At 65.4% G+C, this 23357-nt stretch carries 23 protein-coding genes; 7 read left to right on the plus strand and 16 right to left on the minus strand.

Annotation, left to right across the window (positions count from 1 at the left end; all coding sequences use genetic code 11):
- Nucleotides 1-129: 129 nt before the first annotated feature.
- From NA2_RS06060 to coxB, 6 genes are all read right to left on the minus strand, one after another.
- A complete protein-coding gene (locus NA2_RS06060; protein WP_008595336.1) occupies nt 130-1011 on the minus strand; it encodes a cytochrome c oxidase subunit 3 in 882 nt (293 codons plus the stop codon).
- 1 nt (nt 1012) lies between these two features.
- Entirely contained in the window at nt 1013-1627 is a 615-nt protein-coding gene (locus tag NA2_RS06065; RefSeq protein ID WP_008595339.1) for a cytochrome c oxidase assembly protein, read from the minus strand.
- A gap of 8 nt (nt 1628-1635) precedes the next feature.
- Entirely contained in the window at nt 1636-1791 is a 156-nt protein-coding gene (locus NA2_RS22140; protein WP_008595341.1) for a hypothetical protein, read from the minus strand.
- Nucleotides 1792-1795: 4 nt separating this feature from the next.
- Complete coding sequence (locus NA2_RS06070) at nt 1796-2734, minus strand: heme o synthase (protein ID WP_008595343.1); 939 nt, start codon at nt 2732-2734, stop codon at nt 1796-1798.
- 70 nt (nt 2735-2804) lie between these two features.
- Nucleotides 2805-4457, minus strand: a complete 1653-nt coding sequence (ctaD, locus tag NA2_RS06075; protein WP_008595345.1) for a cytochrome c oxidase subunit I — start codon at nt 4455-4457, stop codon at nt 2805-2807.
- Between the two features lie 40 nt (nt 4458-4497).
- Nucleotides 4498-5358 carry a cytochrome c oxidase subunit II gene (gene coxB, locus NA2_RS06080; RefSeq protein ID WP_008595347.1) on the minus strand — a complete coding sequence of 287 codons (861 nt, stop codon included), beginning with the start codon at nt 5356-5358 and terminating at the stop codon, nt 4498-4500.
- Between the two features lie 404 nt (nt 5359-5762).
- On the opposite strand from coxB, the gene NA2_RS06085 reads away from it, so the two are divergent.
- Both NA2_RS06085 and tldD read left to right on the plus strand, forming a co-directional pair.
- Entirely contained in the window at nt 5763-6275 is a 513-nt protein-coding gene (locus NA2_RS06085; protein ID WP_008595349.1) for an invasion associated locus B family protein, read from the plus strand.
- Nucleotides 6276-6382: 107 nt separating this feature from the next.
- Complete coding sequence (gene tldD / locus NA2_RS06090; protein ID WP_008595352.1) at nt 6383-7798, plus strand: metalloprotease TldD; 1416 nt, start codon at nt 6383-6385, stop codon at nt 7796-7798.
- Between the two features lie 172 nt (nt 7799-7970).
- On the opposite strand, the gene NA2_RS06095 is transcribed toward tldD, so the two are convergent.
- The 5 genes from NA2_RS06095 to NA2_RS06115 all read right to left on the minus strand — a co-directional run bounded on the left by NA2_RS06095 (nt 7971) and on the right by NA2_RS06115 (nt 13146).
- The gene (locus tag NA2_RS06095) at nt 7971-9215 is read right to left on the minus strand and encodes a class I SAM-dependent RNA methyltransferase (RefSeq protein ID WP_040676964.1); all 1245 of its coding nucleotides are present in this window, start codon (nt 9213-9215) and stop codon (nt 7971-7973) included.
- On the minus strand, nt 9215-9946 hold the full coding sequence (locus NA2_RS06100) for a TlyA family RNA methyltransferase (RefSeq protein WP_008595356.1): 732 nt from the start codon (nt 9944-9946) through the stop codon (nt 9215-9217). Before NA2_RS06100 ends, NA2_RS06095 begins: the two co-directional genes overlap by 1 nt.
- A 7-nt stretch (nt 9947-9953) precedes the next feature.
- Complete coding sequence (gene dxs, locus NA2_RS06105; RefSeq protein WP_040676967.1) at nt 9954-11870, minus strand: 1-deoxy-D-xylulose-5-phosphate synthase; 1917 nt, start codon at nt 11868-11870, stop codon at nt 9954-9956.
- A gap of 94 nt (nt 11871-11964) precedes the next feature.
- Nucleotides 11965-12216 carry an exodeoxyribonuclease VII small subunit gene (locus NA2_RS06110; protein ID WP_008595368.1) on the minus strand — a complete coding sequence of 84 codons (252 nt, stop codon included), beginning with the start codon at nt 12214-12216 and terminating at the stop codon, nt 11965-11967.
- Between the two features lie 3 nt (nt 12217-12219).
- Complete coding sequence (locus NA2_RS06115; RefSeq protein WP_008595369.1) at nt 12220-13146, minus strand: histone deacetylase family protein; 927 nt, start codon at nt 13144-13146, stop codon at nt 12220-12222.
- A gap of 292 nt (nt 13147-13438) precedes the next feature.
- Here NA2_RS06115 and NA2_RS06120 point away from each other — a divergent pair, with 292 nt between their 5' ends.
- On the plus strand, nt 13439-14089 hold the full coding sequence (locus NA2_RS06120) for a glutathione S-transferase family protein (RefSeq protein WP_008595370.1): 651 nt from the start codon (nt 13439-13441) through the stop codon (nt 14087-14089).
- Between the two features lie 101 nt (nt 14090-14190).
- On the opposite strand, the gene NA2_RS06125 is transcribed toward NA2_RS06120, so the two are convergent.
- Nucleotides 14191-14616, minus strand: coding sequence for a helix-turn-helix domain-containing protein (locus NA2_RS06125; RefSeq protein WP_040676890.1), 426 nt, complete (start codon nt 14614-14616; stop codon nt 14191-14193).
- 68 nt (nt 14617-14684) lie between these two features.
- Here NA2_RS06125 and NA2_RS06130 point away from each other — a divergent pair, with 68 nt between their 5' ends.
- Nucleotides 14685-15929 (plus strand): MFS transporter, encoded by a 1245-nt coding sequence (locus NA2_RS06130; protein ID WP_008595372.1) that lies wholly within the window; start codon nt 14685-14687, stop codon nt 15927-15929.
- 104 nt (nt 15930-16033) lie between these two features.
- Here the strand turns inward: NA2_RS06130 and NA2_RS06135 are convergent, their stop codons facing one another.
- Entirely contained in the window at nt 16034-16999 is a 966-nt protein-coding gene (locus NA2_RS06135; protein ID WP_008595373.1) for a hypothetical protein, read from the minus strand.
- 110 nt (nt 17000-17109) lie between these two features.
- The gene (locus NA2_RS06140; protein ID WP_008595375.1) at nt 17110-17736 is read right to left on the minus strand and encodes a TetR/AcrR family transcriptional regulator; all 627 of its coding nucleotides are present in this window, start codon (nt 17734-17736) and stop codon (nt 17110-17112) included.
- 119 nt (nt 17737-17855) lie between these two features.
- Between NA2_RS06140 and NA2_RS06145 the strand changes: the two genes are divergently transcribed.
- Both NA2_RS06145 and NA2_RS06150 read left to right on the plus strand, forming a co-directional pair.
- A complete protein-coding gene (locus tag NA2_RS06145; RefSeq protein ID WP_008595376.1) occupies nt 17856-19076 on the plus strand; it encodes an MFS transporter in 1221 nt (406 codons plus the stop codon).
- Between the two features lie 172 nt (nt 19077-19248).
- Nucleotides 19249-20460: an MFS transporter gene (locus NA2_RS06150; RefSeq protein WP_008595377.1), complete on the plus strand. Its 1212-nt coding sequence runs from the start codon at nt 19249-19251 to the stop codon at nt 20458-20460.
- A gap of 53 nt (nt 20461-20513) precedes the next feature.
- On the opposite strand, the gene ribB is transcribed toward NA2_RS06150, so the two are convergent.
- Both ribB and aroC read right to left on the minus strand, forming a co-directional pair.
- The gene (gene ribB / locus NA2_RS06155) at nt 20514-21608 is read right to left on the minus strand and encodes a 3,4-dihydroxy-2-butanone-4-phosphate synthase (protein ID WP_008595378.1); all 1095 of its coding nucleotides are present in this window, start codon (nt 21606-21608) and stop codon (nt 20514-20516) included.
- 13 nt (nt 21609-21621) lie between these two features.
- The gene (gene aroC, locus NA2_RS06160) at nt 21622-22722 is read right to left on the minus strand and encodes a chorismate synthase (protein ID WP_008595379.1); all 1101 of its coding nucleotides are present in this window, start codon (nt 22720-22722) and stop codon (nt 21622-21624) included.
- A gap of 322 nt (nt 22723-23044) precedes the next feature.
- On the opposite strand from aroC, the gene NA2_RS06165 reads away from it, so the two are divergent.
- Nucleotides 23045-23293, plus strand: coding sequence for a DUF1344 domain-containing protein (locus NA2_RS06165; protein WP_008595380.1), 249 nt, complete (start codon nt 23045-23047; stop codon nt 23291-23293).
- Nucleotides 23294-23357: the final 64 nt, after the last annotated feature.

A 23357-nucleotide genomic window follows, 5' to 3' on the forward strand; every position in this document is an offset into this window, starting at 1 on the left:
TCGACACCGCGCGATGCCGCAGCTTCCACGGGCAGACAGCGGCGGCGCTCGGCAAACGTTCCCGCGCCTGCCGCAAAGGAAAACGGCCGGGTCTCCCCGGCCGTTCGAAAGTCTCGTCTCGCTGGACGATCAGTGAGCGATGGTCGCGCCCGCCGACGCCCACACATAGATGAAGGCGAAGAGGAACAGCCAGACGACGTCGACGAAGTGCCAGTACCAGGCAGCCGCCTCGAAGCCGAAATGCTGCTTTGGCGTGAAATGACCCGCCATGGCGCGCAGCAGGCAGACCAGAAGGAAGATCGTGCCGATGAACACGTGGAAGCCGTGAAAGCCGGTCGCCATGTAGAAGGTCGCGCCGTAGATCGAATCGGAGAAGGAGAACGGCGCGTGCATGTATTCGTAGACCTGCACGCAGGAGAACAGGACGCCGAGCGCGACGGTCAGCACGAGGCCCCAGACCAGGCCCTTGCGGTCGTTCTCGAGAAGGGCGTGGTGCGCCCAGGTAACGGTCGTTCCCGAAAGAAGCAGGATGATCGTGTTGTAGAGCGGCAGGTGGAAGGGATCGAGCACCTCGATGCCCTGCGGCGGCCAGACGCCTCCCGTATATTCGGCGCGCGACACCTGGATCGCTTCGCCCGGGAAGAGGCTGGCGTCGAAGAAGGCCCAGAACCATGCCACGAAGAACATCAGCTCCGAAGCGATGAACATGATCATGCCGTAGCGCAGATGGAGCGACACAACCCGGGTATGGTGCCCTTCATGCGCTTCCTTGATCGTGTCCGCCCACCAGGAATACATGGTGAAGAGCACGATGAAGAGGCCGATCAGGAACAGCCAGAAATGCGTTGCCGCGAGATCGACGCCGAAGAGCTTGAACTCGGCGCCCTTGAGGTACTTCATCCAGGCGATACCGCCGAGTGACATGACCAGCGCGCCGACGGACCCCAGAAAGGGCCAGGGGCTCGGATCGATGATGTGGTAATCGTGTTTCTTGGCGTGCGCGTCGGCCATGTCAGCCCCCGAGATTGTCGTTCTGATTTGCGTTGATCTTCGGCGCGGCGGCAACCGGCGCCTTCTTCTCCAACGGGAAGAATGTGTAGGAAAGCGTAATCGTCTTGATGTCCTTCAACTCCGGCACATTCACGATCTCCGGATCGACGAAGAACACCACCGGCATGTCATAGGACTCGCCCGGCTGCAACTCCTGCTCCGTGAAGCAGAAGCACTCGACCTTGTTGAAATAGGCGCCAGCCCGCGGCGGGGAGACATTGAACGTCGCAGTGCCGCTCGTCGGCTGGTTCGACAGATTGCGCGACATGTAGGAAATCTGCATCGTCTCGCCGATGCGCATCGTCACCTCGCGCTGCACCGGCCTGAATTCCCACGGCACGCCATTGGTGTTCGCATCGAAGCGGACGGTGATCTTGCGGTCGAGAACCGTGTCCGAATACTGCTCGACGCGCTGCGTCGTGCCGCCATAGCCGGTCACCTGACAGAACAGCTGGTAAAGCGGCACCGCCGCATAAGCCATGCCGACCATGCCGCCGACCATGGCGAGGCACAAGACCGCCGCGTTGCGGTTCCTGTTCCCCTTGGCCGGATCGGCTTTCGTTTCGCTGTCGCTCATCCGTCTTCTCACATGGCGCGTTCGAACAGGGCAGGTCCGAGCTTCGCGAGGCTGCCGACATAAACGATGATGACGAAGGCGACCAGAGCAAGCGCGATGGCGACAGAGCGCCTGCGCCGCGCCTTGAGCTGAGCCTCGGTCGGTTTGATGAACTCGCGCTCCATCCGTCTAGCCTCCAAACCCGAGGCCTGCCGCAAGGCGTTCCGCCAGAAGCGCGGTGAACAGCACGAACAGGTAAAGCAGCGAATAGGCGAAGAGGGACTTGGCGGGCTTCATCGCCTGATCGCCCTCCGGCATGCGCAGGACGCGCCAGGCATACCAGAGGAAACCCGCGCCGAGCACCGTGGCGACCGCGCCATAGGCCAGGCCGGCGAAACCCGCCCAGACCGGCAGCAGACCGCTCAGAGCCAGCAACACCGCATAGACGAAGATCTGGGTCTTCGTTGCCGCGTGACCGGCGACGTTCGGCAGCATCGGGATGCCGGCGCGCTCGTAGTCCGCGGACTTGAACAGTGCCAGCGCCCAGAAATGCGGCGGCGTCCAGAGAAAGATGATCAGGAACAGGATGAGGCTCTCGATGCTCACCGTTCCCGTGACCGCTGCCCAGCCCACCACCGGAGGCAGGGCGCCGGCAGCGCCGCCGATGACGATGTTCTGGGGGGTCGAGCGCTTCAGCCAAATCGTATAGACGACGGCATAGAAGAAGATTGTGAAAGCGAGCAGCGCGCCGGCGACCAAATTCGCCAGCAGCCCGAGGGTAACGACCGACAGCGCCGAGAGCACCAATCCGAAGGCCAGCGCCTCGCCGGGCGTCACCAGTCCGGCCGGAACGGGACGGCTCTTGGTGCGGCCCATGACGGCGTCGATGTCGGCGTCATACCACATGTTCAGCGCACCGGAGGCGCCGGCACCGACGGCGATCGCGGCGATCGCGATCATCGCCAGAAGCGGGTTCGGCACGCCCGGCGCCATCGCCATGCCGACAAAAGCCGTGAAGACGACCAGCGACATGACGCGCGGTTTCAACAGCGCGATGAAATCGCCCGGCGACGCCTCGGAAAGGCGGTACCCGGCCTCATTCATGTGCTCTTGTTCAACCAGCGCCATTTCTGCCTTCAACCCATTGATGGGGCCGCGCACGGGGCGCGGCCTCTGTTCTTTTCGGTTCTCTGCCGGATCAGCGGATCTTCGGCAGTTCTTCCCACTGGTGGAACGGCGGCGGAGACGAAAGCTGCCATTCCAGCGTCGTCGCACCTTCGCCCCAGGGATTGGCACCGGCCGGACGCTTTTTGGCGAAAGCCTCGAACACGCCGTAGAGGAACACCAGAACGCCGAAGGCCGAGAGATACGAGCCGTAGGACGATACCAGGTTCCAGCCGGCATAGGCGTCCGGATAGTCGATGTAGCGGCGCGGCATGCCGGCCAGACCCAGGAAGTGCTGCGGGAAGAAGATGATGTTCACGCCGATGAAGGTGATCCAGAAGTGGATGCGGGCGACGAACGAGTTGTACATGTAGCCCGTCATCTTCGGGAACCAGTAGTACCAGGCTGCGAAGATCGCGAACACGGCACCCATCGACAGCACGTAGTGGAAATGCGCCACGACGTAATAGGTGTCGTGCATGGCCCGGTCGAGGCCGGCATTGGCGAGCTGCACGCCCGTCACGCCACCCACGGTGAACAGGAAGATGAAGGCGATCGCCCACAGCATCGGCGTGCGGAACTGGATGGAGCCGCCCCACATGGTGGCGATCCACGAGAAGATCTTCACGCCGGTCGGCACCGCGATGACCATCGTCGCGAAGACGAAGTAACGCTGCGTGTCGAGCGACAGGCCGGTCGTGTACATGTGATGCGCCCACACGATGAAGCCGACCGCGCCGATGGCGACCATGGCGTAGGCCATGCCGAGATAGCCGAAGATCGGCTTCTTCGAGAAGGTCGAGACGATGTGGCTGACGATGCCGAAGCCCGGCAGGATCAGAATGTACACTTCCGGATGTCCGAAGAACCAGAACAGGTGCTGGAACAGGATCGGGTCGCCGCCGCCCTCGGGCGCGAAGAACGCGGTGCCGAAATTGCGGTCGGTCAGAAGCATGGTGATGCCGCCCGCCAGGACCGGCAGGGACAGAAGCAGCAGGAACGCCGTGATCAGCACCGACCAGGCGAACAGCGGCATCTTGTGCAGGGTCATGCCCGGCGCGCGCATGTTGAAGATGGTGGTGATGAAGTTGATGGCGCCGAGAATCGACGACGCGCCGGCGACGTGGATCGACAGGATCGCGAGATCCATGGCCGGGCCGGGCTGGCCCGAGGTCGACAGCGGCGGGTAGATCGTCCAGCCGCCGCCCGTGCCGTAGCCGCCGGCAGGGCCGGGGACGAAGAGCGACATGAGCAGCAGGATGAAGGCCGGCGGCAGGAGCCAGAACGAGATGTTGTTCATGCGCGGGAACGCCATGTCAGGCGCGCCGATCATGATCGGAACCATCCAGTTGGCGAAGCCGCCGATCAGCGCTGGCATGACCATGAAGAAGATCATGATGAGGCCGTGCGCCGTCGTGAACACGTTGAACATGTGCTTGCCAGCATCGAGCGCGGCGTCGCCCTCATAGCCATAGACCATGGCCGCGAGGCCGTGGAAGATCTGGATACCCGGCTCAGCCAGTTCCCAACGCATCATGACCGACAGGAAGCCGCCGATGATGCCCGCGCCGATGGCGAAGATCAGGTAGAGCGTGCCGATGTCCTTGTGGTTGGTCGAATAGACCCACCGTGTCCAGCCTGATGGCTTGTGTTCGCCATGGGCGTCATGGGTTGCAGCGCCTGCCATTTCCTACCGCTCCATTTGATGTTTCAGACGACTGCCTGCCCTACTGGGCGGCAGCCGCGACTTTCGTTTTTGCCTCGATCGCAGCCATCAGCGCCTTGTTGGCGCCGTCGACATCCTCGCGCGCAGCCGCGACCCAGGTATCATACTGGTCCTGCGCCACCACGCGGATGGCAATCGGCATGAAGGCGTGATCCTTGCCGCAAAGCTCCGAGCACTGGCCATAGTACAGGCCTTCCTTCTCGGCCTTGAACCAGGTCTCGTTGATCCGGCCGGGCACCGCGTCCACCTTGACGCCGAAAGCCGGCATTGCGAAGGCGTGAATCACGTCGCTGGCGGTCACGAGAACGCGCACCGTGGTGTTGACCGGCACGACAACCTCGTTGTCGACGGCCAGCAGGCGCGGATAGGCAGCCATGTCTTCCTTGCCGGAGCCCGGACGGTCACCTTCCTGCAGAAGCAGAGAGGAGAAGGAAAGCGGCTCTTCGAGCTGGTATTCGTAATCCCAGTACCACTGGACGCCGGTCGCCTTGATGGTCAGCGCTGGCTCTTCCTTGGGGGTGTACTGCGCCGTCAGAAGCTGGAACGACGGAACGGCAAGGAACAGGAGGATGATGACCGGACCCACGGTCCAGATAACTTCGATCGCCGTATTATGGCTGGTGCGCGACGGTGTCGGATTGGCGCTGGCGCGGAAACGCAGCATGCACCAGCCGAGCAGCACCATCACGAGAATGGTGATCGGCACGATGAACCAAAGCGTGTATTCCTCGAACCAGGCGATCTCATGCATGATGCTCGTGACAGCCGGCTGGAACCGGTACTGCCAAGGCTCCGGCTGCGCAGCAACGGCACCTGTGGCGAGAAATGGCAGAGTGGCAAGGCCAACAGCGATATTCTTCATAACCCTCGTCATCTCCCGTAGCGATACGGCAAGTCGGACGGTCCGATTTTGCCGCAAAGGGAATTCTGGCTTTTTATAGGCGCGTTCAAACCATACTCTCATTTGAACCGCAAGGAAGGCATTGGATGTCACGTGCGGCATTTTTGCGCCCTGGCGGCTCGCCCCGAAGGATCGCATCTGCTCTCGTCCCCGCAGGATCGCGCTGCCAGGTCCGGCTCATAGCGCCGACGCTCGGACCTGCGCAATAGTGCAAAGCGTCAAGCGGTCCCATTTCCGTCGGAATTGCCCTAGAATGTTGGGCTGGAGCCTGGATAAACAGGTTTTTCCGCCTCGTGCCGAGACAATCCCTTTTCGGCGGCAGCCAACGCAGGATAAATTGCCCTGATTCGTCGGGGAGCAGGAACATGATCATGCCTTTTGTTACACGCGCTGCAGCCGTGCTCGCCCTCGCCGTCCTTCCCGTGCTGGGCGCCAACGCGCAGCAGAGCGGAACCGTCCGATCGACTCACGGCGCCTGGTCGATCCTGTGCGACACACCGGCCGGCGCCTCGAGCGAGCAGTGCGCGATGATGCAGAATGTCGTCGCGGAGGACCGCCCGGAAATGGGTCTTTCCGTGGTGGTTCTGCGCACGGCGGACGGCAAGGCCGAGATTCTGCGCGTTCTTGCCCCCCTCGGCGTGCTGCTTCCCAACGGCCTTGGTCTCAATGTCGACGGCAAGGACATCGGACGGGCCTATTTCGTCCGCTGCTTCCAGGACGGCTGCTACGCGGAAGTGATCCTCGAGGAACAGCTGGTCGAAACGCTGAAGACCGGCGAGGCCGCCACCTTCATCGTCTTTCAGACACCGGAGGAAGGCATCGGCATTCCCGTCGATCTCAACGGCTTCGCCGAGAGCTTCGACGCCCTGCCGCGGTGATCGGCCGGCGCCCTGTCCGCCGGAGCAGTTTCTCATCAAGAGTCCCCGGACTGGATAGACGGGCGGTCCCTGCCTAAATGAGGGGGACGCCTGGACAGGATGACACTATGCCCAAATCGCTGCTTGACGCCTTCGACTGCTCCACCGACCGCCTCCGCACCCTTGTCGCCGATACGCTGCGCGGCGCCGACGACGGCGAGCTTTTTCTGGAATACAGCGAAGGCGAGGCCCTGGTTTTCGACGACGGTCGCCTGAAGACCGCCAATTTCAACACCGATCGGGGTTTTGGTCTGCGCGCGGTGGCCGGCGAGGCATCCGGCTATGCCCATTCGAGCGAGCTCTCCGAGGCCGCCGTAAGGCGCGCCGCCGATGCGGTCTCGGCGGTCAAGGCGGGCCATTCCGGCAGCCTTGCCGCAGCCCCTGCGGGAACCAACCTGCGGCTCTATGGCGACGAGAATCCGATCGCCGACCCGGACTTCGCAGCCAAGGCCAAGCTGCTGCAGGAGATCGACGCCTGGGTGCGCGCGCGGGATCCGCGTGTGCGCCAGGTCACCGCCTCGCTCGCCGCCTCTTGGCAACAGGTGGAGATCCTGCGCGCCGACGGGCAGCTTGCCCGCGACATCCGCCCGCTGGTGCGGGTCAACGTCTCGGTCATGGTCGGCGACGGCGACCGGCAGGAAACCGGGTCCTACGGCATGGGTGGGCGCAAGAGTTTCGGCGATTTTCTGGCGGAAGGTTCCTGGCAGTTCGCCGCCGGCGAGGCGTTGCGGCAGGCGCTGGTCAATCTGGAGGCGGTCCCCTCGCCCGCCGGCACGTTCGATATCGTTCTCGCCAATGGCTGGCCCGGCGTGATGCTGCATGAGGCGGTCGGCCACGGGCTGGAGGGCGACTTCAACCGCAAGAAGACATCGGCTTTCGCCGGACTGATGGGCCAGCAGGTCGCCGCCCGGGGCGTGACTGTCGTCGATGACGGCACGATTTCCGAGCGGCGCGGCTCGCTGACCATCGATGATGAAGGCACGCCCTCGGCGCGCAACGTGCTGATCGAGGACGGCAAGCTGGTCGGCTACATGCAGGACCGGCAGAACGCCCGCCTGATGGGCATGCGGCCGACCGGCAACGGGCGCCGCGAATCCTACGCGCATGAACCGATGCCGCGCATGACGAACACCTATATGACCAGCGGCGACAAGACCCCGGAAGAGATCATCGCCTCGGTGAAAAAGGGCATCTACGCCGTGTCCTTCGGCGGCGGTCAGGTGGACATCACCTCCGGCAAGTTCGTCTTCGGCTGCACCGAGGCCTACATGATCGAGGACGGCAAGGTGACCCGGCCGGTCAAGGGCGCCATGCTGATCGGCAACGGACCGGACGCCATGCACCGGGTGTCGATGGTCGGCAACGACATGAAGCTCGACAACGGCGTCGGCATGTGCGGCAAGGCCGGTCAGGGCGTGCCCGTCGGCGTCGGCCAGCCACATCTGCGCATGGATCAGATGACGGTGGGCGGGCGGCAGGCATAGGGGTTGAAGCCAGCTTCCAACGATGCGCCGAAGATTCAAGTTTTTGAGCGAAAACTTGAATCTGGAGTCAAGCAATTGAAGGGCGCTTGAATCTCACCACCATTGATTTTTCACGAGAAACTTCAATTCTCTGATCAAGAAAGCAAACCCGGCCTGCTTCTTTCAGGATCGTTCAGTTCCTGCCGGGCGCGGGCTTTCGCAGCAACGCCACTGCTTCCACATGCGGCGACCATAGAAACTGGTCGATGGGGACGACGCGTTCGATCCGGTAGCCGCCATCGACGAGGATCGCCAGGTCGCGCGCGAGCGTTCCCGGGTTGCAGGAGACCGCCGCCACCCGGCGGACCGTCGACTTTGCGATCTGGCAGCACTGCAGCTCCGCTCCGGCGCGCGGCGGATCGAACACCAGAGCGTCGAATGCGTTCAGTTCCTTCGCCGTCATCGGTCGGTGAAAGAGATCGCGCTTCTCGACGGTCACCGGCTTGAGCGAGGGCGTCCGGCGCGCCGCCTGATCCAGGGCGGCAAGTGCCGCCGCATCCCCTTCGACCGCATGAACGCGGCCGGCCTGCGCCAGGCGCAGCGCGAAGGTGCCGCTGCCGGCGAAGAGATCGACGCAGTATCTTGCCCCGTCGAGATGCTCACGAACCAGCTTCGCCATCGCCGTTTCCGCATCCATGGTCGCCTGCAGAAAGCCGGCAGGCGGGATCGCTACGGCGACACCGCCGAAGTTCACCTCCGGCTTCCGGCCTTCGACGACCACTTCGCCGTTCACGGTGAGGCGCGCAAAGCCGGCCGACAGGGTGAGGTCGATGGCCGTGCGGCGCTGCTTGGCGCCAAGCTGTCCGGCTCCGTCCACCGCAATGTCGAGACCGGCGCCCGTTGCCGTCACCGCCATGTGAAACGCCTTCGGCGTCGCCGCAACGGTCGTCGCCAGCCGCCTGAGATCGCCGAGCGCTTCTGTGATCGCGGGAGCCGAAACCGGGCATTCCTCGACAACGACGATATGGTGCGATTGCGGGACGTTGAAACCAAGCAGGATATCCGGCCCCAGGCGCCTTGCGGTAAACGTCACGCGCCGGCGCGCGCCCTCGGGACATGCCATCAGCGGCGCGACATCGGCCTCCACGCCGCGCGCGGCCAGCGCCCGCGCTACCTTGTCGCGCTTCCAGTCGCGATAGGACGCGTCGTCCAGATGCTGCACCGAGCAGCCGCCGCATGCGCCGAAATGGCGGCAGGCCGGATCCACGCGGTGCGGCGAGGCCGTCCGCAGAACCATTTTCTGCGCACGTCCCTTGTGAACGGCCGCCTCGACCGTCTCTCCCGGCAGCGCGAAGGGAACGAAGACCGATCCGGCGGCAGTGTGTGCCACGCCGTCGCCCTGCGCGCCCAGATGATCGATGGTCAGTGTCTCGCGCATCATGCCTTCTGTCCTGCGAGAAGAAACTCGCGGTTTCCGTCACCGCCTTCAATGGGCGACGGCGCCAGCCCGAGCGCCCGCCACCCCGCATTGGTTTCGAGCCAGTCGCTGAGATCGCCGGCAATGGCTTGCGCCTGCGCCGGATCCCTTAGCAGACCGCCCTTGCCGATCGCCGCGCGCCCCGCCTCGAACTGCGGCTTGACGAGAAACACGCCCCGCGCACCCGGCGCGGCCAGGGACAGGGCCGGAGGCAGGGCCAGCCTGAGCGAGATGAAACTGACATCCGAGACCAGAAAATCGGGATGCCTGCCGCCCAGATCGTCCAGTGTCAGATGCCGCGCGTTGATCCCTTCCAGCGATGTCACGCGCGGATCGGCTCCGACCCGCGCATCCATCTGGCCGGAGCCGACGTCGATGGCCGTGACATGCGCTGCGCCGCGCTCGAGGAGGACCTGGGTGAACCCGCCCGTGGACGCCCCGATGTCCAGAGCCTCGACGCCGGCCGGGTCGAGCGCGAAGACGTCCAGCGCGTGCTTCAGCTTCAGCGCCGCGCGCGAAACATAGCCGCTCGCCGGATCGTCCACCGCGACCGCGGCGCCGGCCGGAACCGTCTGTCCCGGTTTCCTCGCAGGCAGGCCGTCAACCTGCACCGTGCCGCGCAGAACCGCGTCGCGGGCGCGGGCGCGGCTGTCGAAGAGGCCGCGTTCCACGAGGAACTGATCAAGCCGCATGATCGGTCTAGGCGCGCGCCGCGCGCTCGGCGTGCTGGCCTAACGCCGCAAACACGGTGCGCACGATGGCCGCCGCGTCCAGTCCTGCATCCTCGATCATGCGTTCGGGCTTGGCATGATTGATGAAGCGGTCGGGCATGGTCATCGGCCGCACCTTGACGCCGCTTTCCAGAAGCCCCTCATGGGCAAGGAAATTCAGCACGTGCGAGCCGAAACCGCCAATCGACCCTTCCTCGATAGTGATCAGCACCTCGTGCTCGCGCGCCAGGTGGCGAATCAGCGCCTCGTCCAGTGGCTTGGCGAAGCGTGCGTCGGCAACCGTCGTCGACAGGCCCGCGGCATCGAGTTCCTCGGCGGCCCTCAGACAGTCCTGCAAACGCCCGCCGAGCGACAGCAGCGCCACCTTCGAGCCTTCCCGCAGGACGCGCCCCCTGCCGATCGCGAGCACCTCGCCGCGCTCGGGCATATCGACGCCGACGCCGTCGCCGCGCGGATAGCGAAAGGCAATGGGGCCGGCATCGTATTCCGCGGCGGTGCGCACCATATGGCGCAGCTCCGCCTCGTCCGCCGCCGCCATCACCGCCATATTCGGGAGGCTCGCCAGATAGGTGATGTCGAAGGCCCCGCAATGGGTCGGGCCGTCGGCGCCGACGAAACCGGCCCGGTCGATGGCGAAGCGAACCGGCAGGTTCTGCAGCGCCACGTCATGCACCACCTGGTCATAGGCGCGCTGCAGGAAGGTCGAGTAGATCGCCGCGAAGGGCCGCAGCCCCTCCGTCGCCATGCCGGCGGCGAAGGTGACGGCATGCTGCTCGGCGATGCCGACATCGAAGGTGCGCTCGGGAAACTCCGTGCCGAACAGGTCCAGCCCCGTGCCGGACGGCATGGCCGCGGTCACCGCGACGATGCGTTCATCGGCGCGCGCTTCCTGTACCAGCGACTGGGCGAACACCTTGGTGTAGCTCGGCGCGTTGGCCGGCGCCTTGGCCTGCGCACCGGTGATCACGTCGAACTTGTTGACGCCGTGATACTTGTCCTCGGCGGCTTCCGCCGGCGGATAGCCCTTGCCCTTCTTGGTCACCACATGGATCAGCACCGGCCCATCGCCATTGTCGCGGACGTTCTTCAGGACCGGCACGAGATGCTTGAGATTGTGGCCGTCGATGGGGCCGATGTGGAAGAAGCCCATCTCCTCGAACAGCGTGCCGCCTGTCACGTAGCCGCGCGCGTGCTCCACCGCGCGGGTCACGGCGCGGTCGACCCCCTTGCCCAGATAGGAGGTCAGTTTCTTGCCCAGTTCGCGCACGCCCTGATAGGTGCGGCCGGAGGCGAGGCGCGCCAGATAGGCGCTCATCGCGCCCTGCGGCGGGGCGATCGACATGTCGTTGTCGTTCAGGATGACGATCAGCCGCGCGTCGAGCGCGCCGGCATTGTTCATCGCCTCATAGGCCATTCCGGCCGACATGGCGCCGTCACCGATGACGGCGATGACATTGCGCTTCTCGCCCCTGAGGTCGCGCGCCACCGCCATGCCGAGGCCCGCCGAGATCGAGGTGGAGGAATGGGCCGTTCCGAAGGGATCGTATTCGCTTTCGGCGCGCTTGGTGAAGCCGTAGAGGCCGCCCTCCTGGCGCAGGGTGCGGATGCGGTCGCGCCGGCCGGTGATGATCTTGTGCGGATAGGCCTGGTGACCAACATCCCAGATGATGCGGTCGTCGGGCGTGTCGAACACATAGTGCAACGCGACCGTCAGCTCGACCACGCCGAGGCCCGCGCCCAGATGGCCGCCCGTCTTGGAGACCGCGTCGATCAGCTCGGCCCGCAGCTCGTCGGCAAGCTGCGGCAGCTTCTCCTCAGCGAGGCGCTTCAGATCGGCTGGATAGACGACCTCGTCCAGAAGGGGCGTGTCGGGCGGCGATTTCACGCGCATCACCTCGGCTGTTGATGGTCATCCCGACATAGGGCTTCGGGGGATCAAAGTAAACGCAAACCGGCGGTGCGGCCCGGCGTCCGGAGGATCAGCCCTCGTCGAGCGGCTCGCTGCCTGCCGGCTGCCCTTCGCGGGACAGGCGGATCTTCTCCACCTTGTCCTCGGCCGCCTTCAGGAGACCGTCGCAATGCTTCTTCAGCGCCTCGCCGCGCTCGTAGATGCGGATCGACTGGTCGAGCGGCACATCGCCGCGCTCCAGGTCCTCGACGATCTTCTCCAGCGCCTCCAGCGCCTGCTCGAAGCTCATCCCCTTGATGTCGCTGTTGGCATCTTCGGCCATCTCTTATCCCTTCATCAAACGGCCGACATGCGCGGCTACCGAGACTGCAAGCCCCTGCAGGTCGTAGCCACCTTCCAGCAGGCTGACAAGGCGGCCCTGTGACAAACGCTCGGCGCGCTCCATCAGCACGCCCGTCGCCCAGTCGAAATCCTCGGCCTCCAGGTTGATCTCCGCCAGAGGGTCGCGACGATGCGCGTCGAAGCCGGCGGAGATGACGATGAGGTCCGGCGCGAAGCGCTCGATGGCGGGCAGGACAAGGGTGTCGAACGCCTCGCGAAAGGCCTCCGACCCGGAACCTGCCGCGAGCGGCGCGTTGACGATGTTGCCCGCCCCCGTCTCGTCCCGTGCGCCGCCGCCGGGATAGAGCGGCATCTGGTGCGTCGAACAGTAGAGAACGGAAGGGTCGTCCCAGAAGATGTCCTGCGTGCCGTTGCCGTGATGGACGTCCCAATCGATGATGGCGACCCGTTCGGCGCCATGGCGCTGCTGCGCATGGCGGGCGGCGATGGCGGCGTTGTTGAACAGGCAGAAGCCCATCGCCCGGGTCTTCTCCGCATGGTGTCCGGGCGGCCGGGCCGCGACGAAGACATTGGCCGCCTCGCCGGAAAACACGTCATCGACGGCGGCGGTCGCGCCGCCGATCGCCGTCAGAGCCGCCTCGAGGCTCCTCGGGCTGACCGTGGTGTCCTCGTCGATGCGCGCCAGCCCCTCCTCCGGGATCGCTGCCTTGACCTTGTCGAGATGCGATTGCGGGTGTGCCAGCAGAACCGCCGCCTCATCGGCCTGCGGCGCCTCGCGCCGATCGAGATAGGCGAAGGGCTCGTCGTCGAGCCGGTCGACGATGACGCGCAGGCGATCCGGCCGCTCCGGATGGCCGGGCGGCGTCAGATGTTCGCGGCAGATGGAGTGCGTATAGAAACGGGTTTTCATGCCATAACTCTAGAGCAACTTGACGTCGGCTGAAAACAGCCGGCATCCGCGAGAATTCGGAAAAACAAGGGGATAGAGCGCCCCTGCACATGCCCGCCAGAACCGCGGGTGCGGCGATCCTTGCATGGATCGCCCCGAACGCCAACGGCTGAGCATACCGGGAGATCCGGTGCCGACACCCCAGCCCGGGAAATGTGGGGGCTGTCGGAAAGCGCAGGGCTCGTTCGTCCTGTGGAGGCAGCACGGCGGGCCGGTACCACCCGCAGGAAAAACAACCAACAGGAGCCGTCCGATGATCCCAACGATAACCGCATTTGAACGCTCACCCGATGGCGGCCAGGGGCATGCCCGCGACATGCGCGTCCGCTGGGCGCTGGAAGAGGTCGGCAGACCGTACGAGGTCCGCCTCGTATCGTTCGGCACCATGAAGGAAGCCGCGCATATGGCGCGTCAGCCTTTCGGTCAGATCCCGACCTACGAGGAAGGCAATCTCACCCTGTTCGAGTCGGGGGCGATCGTCCTTTATATCGCGCAACACAACGAGGGCCTGCTGCCGGAGGAGCCTGATGCCCGGGCCATCGCCATCTCATGGATGTTCGCGGCGCTCAACACCGTGGAGCCGCCGGTCTTCGATCACAGCCTCGCTTCCATCCTCGAGCGTGACGCGCCATGGTTCGAGCCGCGCATGCGCGCCCTCGAAGAAACCATCGGGAGGCGGCTCGACGCCTTATCGGATCACCTCGGCGCTTCCGACTGGCTCGATGGCGCATTCAGCGCCGCCGATCTGCTGATGGTGACCGTCCTGCGCAGGCTGTCGGGGTCGGAATTGCTCGACGCGCGTCCGAACCTTGCCGCCTATGTCGCCCGGGGCGAGGCCAGGCCGGCCTATCAACGCGCCTTTGCCGCTCAAAAGGCTGTCTTCACGGCGGCGACGGACGTCTGACCGCTGCTGTTTTGGGCGGGAAGCGCGAGCGCTGCCGAATCGGGGCACCAGACGGCCGTCGACCCCGGGGTTCGGCAGCAGCGGGGCAAGTCCCCCCTTGGTCATCCCCTTCCGCGCGCTTGGCGCGATGCCTTGCGCCGCCGCCCCGCCACGTCCATCAGCCGCCTGAAGGTGGGACACTCCAGATGCGTCGGAGCCGGACAGTCCGCGACATGGCGTAGGGTGTCGCGCAAAGCCTCCAGTTCATGGATCTGCCGGTCCAGGTCGTCCGCCCGCGCATGGAGCGCGGCGCGCGGCACCTCCGGCATGCCGTTCCGGCCGAACATCGCGGCAATCTCCTCGAGCGAGAAGCCGGCGGATTTGCCCATGGCGACCAGCTGGAGCTGCATCAGCACTTCGGGCGGGAACTGGCGGCGAAGACCGTGCCGGGAAACCGAGGAGATCAGCCCGACCTTCTCGTAGTGCCGCAATGCGGACGGCTGTATCCCGGTCGCCGCTGCCACTTCTCCTATGTCGAGAAACTTCACGCTTGACCTCAAGTTGACTTCAAGTCGCAAACTGCCCTTCCGGAACGTCGCTGGCAAGGGGAAAGACCATGGAAACGGTAGAAGCAGCCGCATCGCGGGGCACGGATCGCGTGATTGTCGCAGCGCTGGCGCTGTCGATGCTTCTGGCCTCACTCGGCACGAGCATCGCCAATATCGCGCTGCCGGCGCTGGCGGAGGCGTTCACCGCGCCATTCCATCAGGTCCAGTGGGTGGTCACGGGCTATCTCGCGGCGCTTACCGTATCCGTCGTCGTCGGGCGGCTGGGTGACGTGCATGGCTTGCGGCGCATGCATCTTGCCGGCCTCGGCTTGTTCTGCGGCGCATCGCTGTTGTGCGGCCTCGCAACGGATATCTGGCAGCTCGTCGGCGCGCGGGTGCTTCAGGGGGCAGGAGCCGCCTTCGCGATGACGCTCAGCATGGCGCTCATGCGCGCGAGCGTCCGCGAGGAACGCCTGGGGCGGGCGATGGGCCTGCTGGGCACGGTCTCGGCGCTCGGCACGGCCCTCGGCCCCTCGCTGGGCGGCGTGCTCGTCGCTACGGTGGGCTGGCGGGGCGTCTTCCTGGCCCCGCTGCCGCTGGCAATCCTCGCCCTTATCGCGGCTTTCATGGCCCTGCCGCGCGACGAGCGCGCGCATGCGGGCAAGGAGGGTGCGTCGCGCTCCGGCATCCGGACGATGTTCATCCCGCGCCTCGCAGCGAGCCTGCTCGTCAATCTCCTCGTCGCCGCGGTCATGATGACGACGCTGGTGGTCGGCCCGTTCTATCTCGGAATCCGGCTGGGCCTGACGGAGGCGCTGGTCGGTCTGGTCATGTCGGTCGGGCCGGCGATCTCAATCCTCAGCGGCCTGCCCGCGGGACAGGCGGTCGATGCCTGGGGAACCCGGCGGGTGCTTGGCATCGGCCTCGTCATGCTGACTGCGGGATCGTTCCTTCTGGCGCTGCTGCCCAATGCCCTCGGCCTTGCCGGTTACGTCCTGGCGATCATCGTGCTGACGCCCGGCTACCAACTCTTCCAGGCTGCCAACAACACGGCCGTGCTGGCGGATGTGGCGAAGGAAGCGCGCGGCAGCGTCTCCGGCCTGCTCGGCCTGTCGCGCAATCTGGGCCTCATGGCGGGGGCGTCGGTCATCAGCACTGTCTTTGCGGTCAGCGCCGGCATCGGCGATTCAGGCCACGGATCGGCCTCCGCAATCGCCGAAGGCATGCGCACGACGTTTCTTCTCGTCGGCGGCATGATGGCGTTCAGCCTCTGGCTTGCCTTCGTGTGCCCGGCCCCCGCCAAACGGTCCTGATCCCAGACCCGTTCAGCGCTTCGCTGAAACGATGGATGGGCCTGTCTCCTTGTTTTTCCGCGTTTATGCGGTCGTCAGGTGATTCCACCCGACTGAAAAACACTCTAAGTGACGCTGCCCAGACCCGCCGCTCCCAGCGCCCTGTCCTTCAGCTCCCGGAACTGCTTCGAGGCGTCGCTCAGGCGACGGTCCCATTCGGGGTTCGGCGTCTGCCCTTCGATGGTCTTGAAATAGACCGACATCAGCGCGGCTATGGCGAAGGGTTCGATCAGCGCCGCCTTCACGGCCCAGGCGAAGACGATCGCCAGAACGAAGCTCCAGCCGGCGAGCTGGCCGGGCATCGCATAGAGAATGGCCGCTGCCGGAGCCAGCATCACCAGGAACACGACGAAGGCGAGGATCCACATGAACAGCGCCAGCCAGACAGCGTTCTTGACCATGGTCTTGCCGTTCTGAGCATAAAGGACAATGCCCTGCCGCGCCGTGTCGAACGGGGTGCTGGAGCCGATCCGGATGCTGTAGCCAAGGATGATCTCGTCCACATAGGTGAGCGACAGGCGGATCACCGTGTTGACGAAGCGTATCAGCGCGTCGAGGCCGGGAATCGGCAGGAAGGCCGCGACGCCGCCGAGCAGACCCGTCAGCACGCGGATCACGCCCTTGATCAGCTGGTCGAGGACGAACAGCACATTGGCTTCCGCAAAGCGTTCGGTGACGACGCCGCGCGCATAGGCGATCTGGCCCTGCCCTTCCGGCACGTCGCGCCCGTCGATCAGATGCACCATCACGGCGATATGCCCGGCCTTGACCACATAGAGGATGTATTCGCGGATCCAGTAGACGATGACGGACACCAGGCCGAAGCCGGCGATGCCGCCCCACAGCGCGAACGAGGTCGGGCCGTCGGGATCGCTCGTCACATGGCCGACGCCGTAACCGACACCCGCACCGGCACCGGTGGCGAAGATGTAGGCGGCGGTGATGCCGAAATAGACGATCATCCGGAACGCGATGAACGGCCATGTCCTGGCCATGATCGCAAGCGTCCTGCCGATGTCGAAATCCCACATGGTCTGCCCCCCAGGCTTTTGGCCGAGGATGGAGCGTGGGCCGGGATTGTCAACCGAAACGGGTTTCCCCGGCGGTTTCCGTCAACCGGATTCTTGGCTTCCCCAATGGTTCAGATCGTCTCTCGTACGTCCGAATGGAGGCGCTGCGATCGAATCAGCAATCCATCGAGCAGGATTGTGAACGCCTCGACGGCCTTCTTCGATGTGGCTTCCTGGTCGTCCGAATTGGCGATCCACAGGGACGCGTAGAGACTGGCACCGTTGATCAGCCGCGCCGTCGCCTCCGCATCGACCAGCTTGAGCAGCCCGGCCGCCTCAAGACGGGTCAGGCTCCGCGACAGGGAGCGGATGCAGCCCGGCTGGTTCGGCCAGTTGTAGGGATCGCCCAGCACCGCCGGACCATCGAGCAGCATGATGCGCTGGATCTCCGGCTCGAGCGCCATCTCGATATAGGCCACGCATTCCGCGACGAAGCCCCGCCAGGGGTCCTCATGGCTGGCAGATATGCTGTTCAGCCTTTCGCTCATCTCCGCGTCGACCTCTGCGATCACCGCCCGTAGAAGCCCTTCCTTGCCGCCGAAATGGTGGTAGAGCGCGCCGCGCGTCAGGCCGGCCTCGGCAGTGAAGTCGTCCATGGAAGCAGCGGCGTAGCCCACGGTTCCGAACGCCTGGCGGGCGGCCGAAACGAGCTTGGCCCGGGTTTCCGCGATCATTTCGCTGCGTGGTTTGCGCGCCATCTTCTTCTCTTTCACATACGTTACGTATATCAATTGACATACGCCATGTATGTCACTATCTGAGTTTGCATACGCACCGTATGTAAACTCGTTCAACCCCCGCATCAAGGACCCCTCCAATGCCGAACCCCTATCGCGAAATCTTCAAGGTGCCGGGCACCAAGGGCTTCGCCGCCGCCGGTTTCGTCGCCCGGCTCCCCATCGCCATGGCGCCGATCGGCATCGTGGCCATGCTGTCGCAGACGCACGGGGAATACTGGCTGGCCGGCGCCGTGTCGGCGACCTTCGCCCTCACCAACGCCTTCGTCGCGCCGCAGATCTCGCGGCTCGTCGACCGGCACGGCCAGACCGCCCTGCTGGTGCCGAGCAGCATCATCTCCGTGGCCGCCTTCCTCATCCTGATCCTCGCCGCCAACCAGGACTGGCCCGTCTGGACGATGTTCGCCTCGGCCCTTCTGGCCGCCGCAATGCCGAGCATCCCGGCCATGGTCCGGGCGCGCTGGACCGAGATCTTCCGCGACCGGCCGGAGCTCAACACCGCCTTCGCCTTCGAATCCGTCGCCGACGAACTGGTCTACATCGCCGGCGCGTCGCTCTCGGTCGGGCTGAGCGTCTCCCTGTTCCCGGAGGCGGGCATGCTGGCGAGCACGCTGTTCCTCGCCTTCGGCATCGCCTCCTTCGTGCTGCAGCGTTCGACCGAACCGCGCGTGCGCCCGTACGGGGGCGTCAGCGCCGGCTCGGCGATCCGCCTGCGGCCGGTGCAGATCATCACGCTCGCTCTGGTCTTCGTCGGCGCCATCTTCGCCACGGCCGAGGTGAGCGCGGTGGCGATTACCAAGGAACTCGGCCAGCCGGGCGCCGCCAGCCTGGTGATCGGCGTCTATGCCGTCGGCTCCTTCGTCGTCGGCATCATCCTCGGCGCGCTGAACCTCAGGACGCCACTGCAGCGGCAGCTCGCCATCGCCGTCTCCGTCATCGCGCTGACCACGGTGCCGTTGCTCTTCGCCGACACGGTGGCGCTGCTCGCCCTGACCGTATTCGTCAGCGGCCTGGCCGTCTCGCCGACCTTCATCACCGCCTTCGGCCTGATCGAGCGGCGCGTGCCGGAAGCGATGCTGACCGAGGGCATCACCTGGGTGATGACGGGCATCGGCATCGGCATGGCGCTCGGCGCCTTCGTCGCCGGCTGGGTGGTCGATGTCTACGGCCCGCGCAACGGCTTCTGGGTGTCGGTTGCGGCCGGAACGGCATCGTTCCTGACGGTGCTGATCGGCCAGCGCGCCCTCTCCGGCGAGCGCGCCGACATCGCGCCAGCGGCCGCGTCCCAGCCCGCACAGTAAGCCCTTTCCCTGCTGGCCCCGGCAAACCGGGGCCAGCCTTCCCCTGACAACGCCCATCGCCGCGACGGCAATACCGGTTCCTTTCGGGGCCGGTGCGGCGGCACTCGCCATCGACCGTCCGGCGCAAGCAATTTCCGCCAACCGCCCCAACTCCGCATCCAGGACCACACCAATGCCAAACCCCTACAGCGAGATCTTCAAGGCACCGGGCACCAAAGCCTTTGCCGCAGCGGGATTCATCGCGCGTCTGCCACTTTCCATGGCCACCATGGGCACGGTCACCATGCTTTCGCAGACCCATGGCGAATACTGGCTGGCCGGCGCCGTCTCGGCCACCTTCGCCCTCACCAACGCCGTGCTGGCGCCGCAGGTGTCGCGGCTCGTCGACCGGTTCGGCCAAAGCCGCGTCCTGTCCCCGGCCGTCACCATATCGGTGCTGGCTTTCAGCGGCCTCATTGCCGCCGCGCATTACGGCTGGGCCAACTGGCTCTTGTTCCTCTTCGCTTTGCTGGCCGGCGTGATGCCGAGCATGCCGGCCATGCTGCGCGCCCGCTGGACCGCGCTCTACCGCGACACGCCCATGCTCCACACGGCTTTCGCGTTCGAATCCGTGCTGGACGAGGTGATCTACATGATGGGATCGGTGTTCGCCATCAGCCTCAGCGTAGCGCTGTTCCCCGAAGCGGGGCCGATGCTGTCGACACTATTCCTGGCGATCGGCACGGTCCTTTTCGTGGCGCAGAAATCGACCGAACCGCCGGTTCACGCGCCGGAAACGATCAGCCGCGGTTCGGCCATAGCGCTGGCGCCGCTGCAGATTCTCACCTTCACGCTGATCGCGGTCGGCACCATGTTCGGGACCGCCGAGGTGACCGTCATCGCCTTTTCCGAGGAGCTCGGCCAGCAGGGATATGCCAGCCTGGTGCTCGCCGGTTACGCCGCCGGCTCGCTGCTGGTCGGTCTGGTGTTCGGCGCTCTGAAGCTCAAGATGCCGCTCGCGAAGCAGTTCCTGCTGGCGATCGCTTTCGCCATGGTCGCGGCGCTGCCGCTCCTCGCCGTCTGGAACATTCCGACATTGGCCGTCGTCCTGTTCATCGGCGGCGCTTCGATCTCGCCCACCTTCATCACGGCCTTCGGCCTGATCGAACGCCTGGTGCCGCCCGCCAAGCTGACGGAAGGCATCACCTGGGCCATGACCGGGATCGGCATCGGCATGGCGACCGGCTCCTTCATTTCGGGCTTCGTGATCGACACCTTTGGCGCGCAGAACGGCTTCTGGGTCTCGATCACGGCCAGCGGCGTGGCCTTCGCCACCGCACTCCTCGGCTACCGCGTGCTGCAGGCTCCGGGCCGCACCGCGGCGCCAGAGGCAGCCATTGCCTAAAGCCGTTCCGGCCTGTTGGGAAAATCCGCCGGCCGCGAGGCGGGCGGTTTTTTCTACATAATGTCCGTGGAGGCGATCTCGATGCCAAAACCCTCGAGCCCGACATAGTGGCGCTCGCGCGAGGCCATCAGCTTGATGGACGAGATGCCGAGATCCTTCAGGATCTGGGCGCCCAGGCCGATCTCGCGCCACTCGCTCTCACGGCGCAACGCCTCGTCATGGTCCTCGCCGCCCGCCGGGCGGCGGCGGTTCTGGTGGGCGACGCCGACCGAGCCTTCCCGCAGATAGACGAGCACGCCGCGCCCGAGGCCCGCCATGCGCTGCATCGCCTCCCGCAAACGCTCCTCCCTGCCGAACACGTCCGTCACCACGTCCTCGGTGTGCAGCCGGACGGGAATGTCCGCGCCATCCCGGATATCGCCGAAAACCACGGCCACATGCTGCATGGATTCCCAGGGAAGCGTGTAGGCATGGGCCTTCGCCGGGCCGCTCGGCGTGTCGATGTCGAAACTCGCCACCCGTTCCACCAGCGTTTCCTGACGCTGCCGGTAGGCGATCAGGTCCGCGACGGAAACCTGCTTCAGCCCGTGGGTCCCGGCGAAGGCCGAAACCTGCGGGCCACGCATGACCGTGCCGTCGTCATTGACCAGCTCGCAGATGACGCCGACCGGCGGCAGGCCGGCGAGCCGGCACAGATCGACCGCCGCTTCCGTATGGCCGGAGCGCATCAGCACGCCGCCCTCGCGGGCGACCAGCGGGAAGATGTGGCCAGGGCGCACGAAATCGCCGGCGCCGACATTGGGATTGGCGAGGTTGCGCACGGTCAGCGTGCGGTCCTCGCCGGAAATGCCGGTCGTCGTGCCGTGCTTGAAATCGACGCTGACGGTGAAGGCCGTCGAATGCGGCGCATCGTTGTCGGCGACCATCGGCGCCAGGTTGAGGCGCTTGGCCTCCGACTGAGGCATCGGCGCGCAAACGATGCCGCTCGTGTGGCGAACGATGAAGGCCATCTTCTCCGGCGTGCAATGCACCGCCGCGACGATCAGGTCGCCCTCGTTCTCGCGTCCGTCATCGTCCATGACCACGACGATCTCGCCGCGCTCGAAGGCGCGCAGGGCTTCGACGACCTTCTTCTGATCGTAGGGCATCGGTGAAACTCCGTTAGATACGGCCGGTCTGGCCGCGATGACGCAGATAATGGTCGGCGATGGCGCAGGCGAGCATCGCCTCGCCGATGGGAACGGCGCGGATGCCGACGCAGGGGTCGTGCCGCCCCTTGGTCTGCACATCGACCTCGTTGCCGTCCTTGTCGACGCTCCGGCGCGGCGTCAGGATCGACGAGGTGGGCTTGACGGCAAAGCGCGCGACGATCGGCTCGCCGGTGGAGATGCCACCCAGAATGCCGCCGGCGTGGTTGCTCAGGAAATGCGGCCGGCCGTCATTGCCCATGCGCATCTCGTCGGCATTCTCCTCGCCGGTGATGCGGGCGGCCTCGAAGCCGTTGCCGATCTCGACGCCCTTGACCGCGTTGATCGACATCAGGTTGGCGCAGATCTCCTGGTCGAGCTTGGCATAGATCGGCGCGCCGAGACCCGCCGGCACACCCTCGGCCACCAACTCGATCACGGCGCCGACGGAGGAACCGGCCTTGCGGATGCCGTCCAGATAGTCGGCGAAGACCGGCACGGATTGCGGGTCGGGCGTGAAGAACGGGTTTTCCGCATCGCCGATGAAATCCCAGTCCCAGTTGGCCCGGTCGATCTCCTTGTCGCCCATGGCGACGAGCGCGCCGCGCACCTGCATCCCGGGCACGATCTTGCGGGCGAGCGCGCCGGCGGCAACCCGTGTCGCCGTCTCGCGCGCCGAGGACCGGCCGCCGCCGCGATAGTCGCGCAGCCCGTATTTGGTCTCGTAGGTGAAATCGGCATGACCCGGCCGGAACCGCCGGGCGATCTCGCCATAGTCCTTCGAGCGCTGGTCGACATTCTCGATCAGCATCGAGATCGGCGTGCCAGTGGTGACCAGCGTCTCGCCGTCCTCGTCCGGCAGGACACCGGACAGGATGCGCACCTCGTCGGGCTCGCGGCGCTGGGTGACGAAGCGGGACTGGCCGGGCCTGCGCTTGTCGAGATCGGCCTGGATCTCGGCCTGCGTGAAGCGGATGCCGGGCGGGCAACCATCGATGACGCAGCCGATCGCCGGCCCGTGGCTCTCGCCCCAGGTGGTGACGCGGAACAGGTGGCCAAAGGTGTTGTGCGACATGAACGAGCATCCAGCAGGCGGGGTTTTCGGTAGCCAGCCGACCGGCCAGGCCCGATTGCCCTGCTTCTATTGGCCTTTCCGCGCGCGGTCAAACCGGATTACGTCCCGCAGACCGCCATCAGCCGCCCTGTGGCACAGGCCGTCCCGGCTTCGTCGCGACCATGATCTTTCCCGTTGCGAGACGTGATCGCCGGGGAAGGGAAGGCAGGGCGCAAATCCCCACGCCCAGCGTTAGTTTTGACACATTTCAATTATCCTATAGGAGTTAGTGATTCCGCGCTTTGGGCGCTTGACGCTGAAGCCAAATCCAAAGAGGTTCCGAATGCGCAAGCTTGCAGCAGCACTCGCCTTATGTGCCTTCGCCTTTCCGGCGCTCGCCGCCGATGCGGAAGGCAAGATCACGAAGATCGACCAGGAGAACCTGACGATCACGCTAGAGAACGGCCAGACCTACAAACTGCCGACGGAAATGGACGTCTCGGTGATCGAGCAGGGCATGGACGTGGTGGTCGCCTATCGCGAGGTCGAGAACGGCGTGAAACAGATCACGGATATGTTGCTTCCGGAATAGAAGCTAGGCCATTCATCCTCTCGAGGAAGCGCCGCCCCGATCTTCCCGTTCTCCGCGCTCAAGC

It is taken from the genome of Nitratireductor pacificus pht-3B (assembly GCF_000300335.1).
GTDB classification, from domain to species: Bacteria; Pseudomonadota; Alphaproteobacteria; order Rhizobiales; family Rhizobiaceae; genus Nitratireductor; species Nitratireductor pacificus.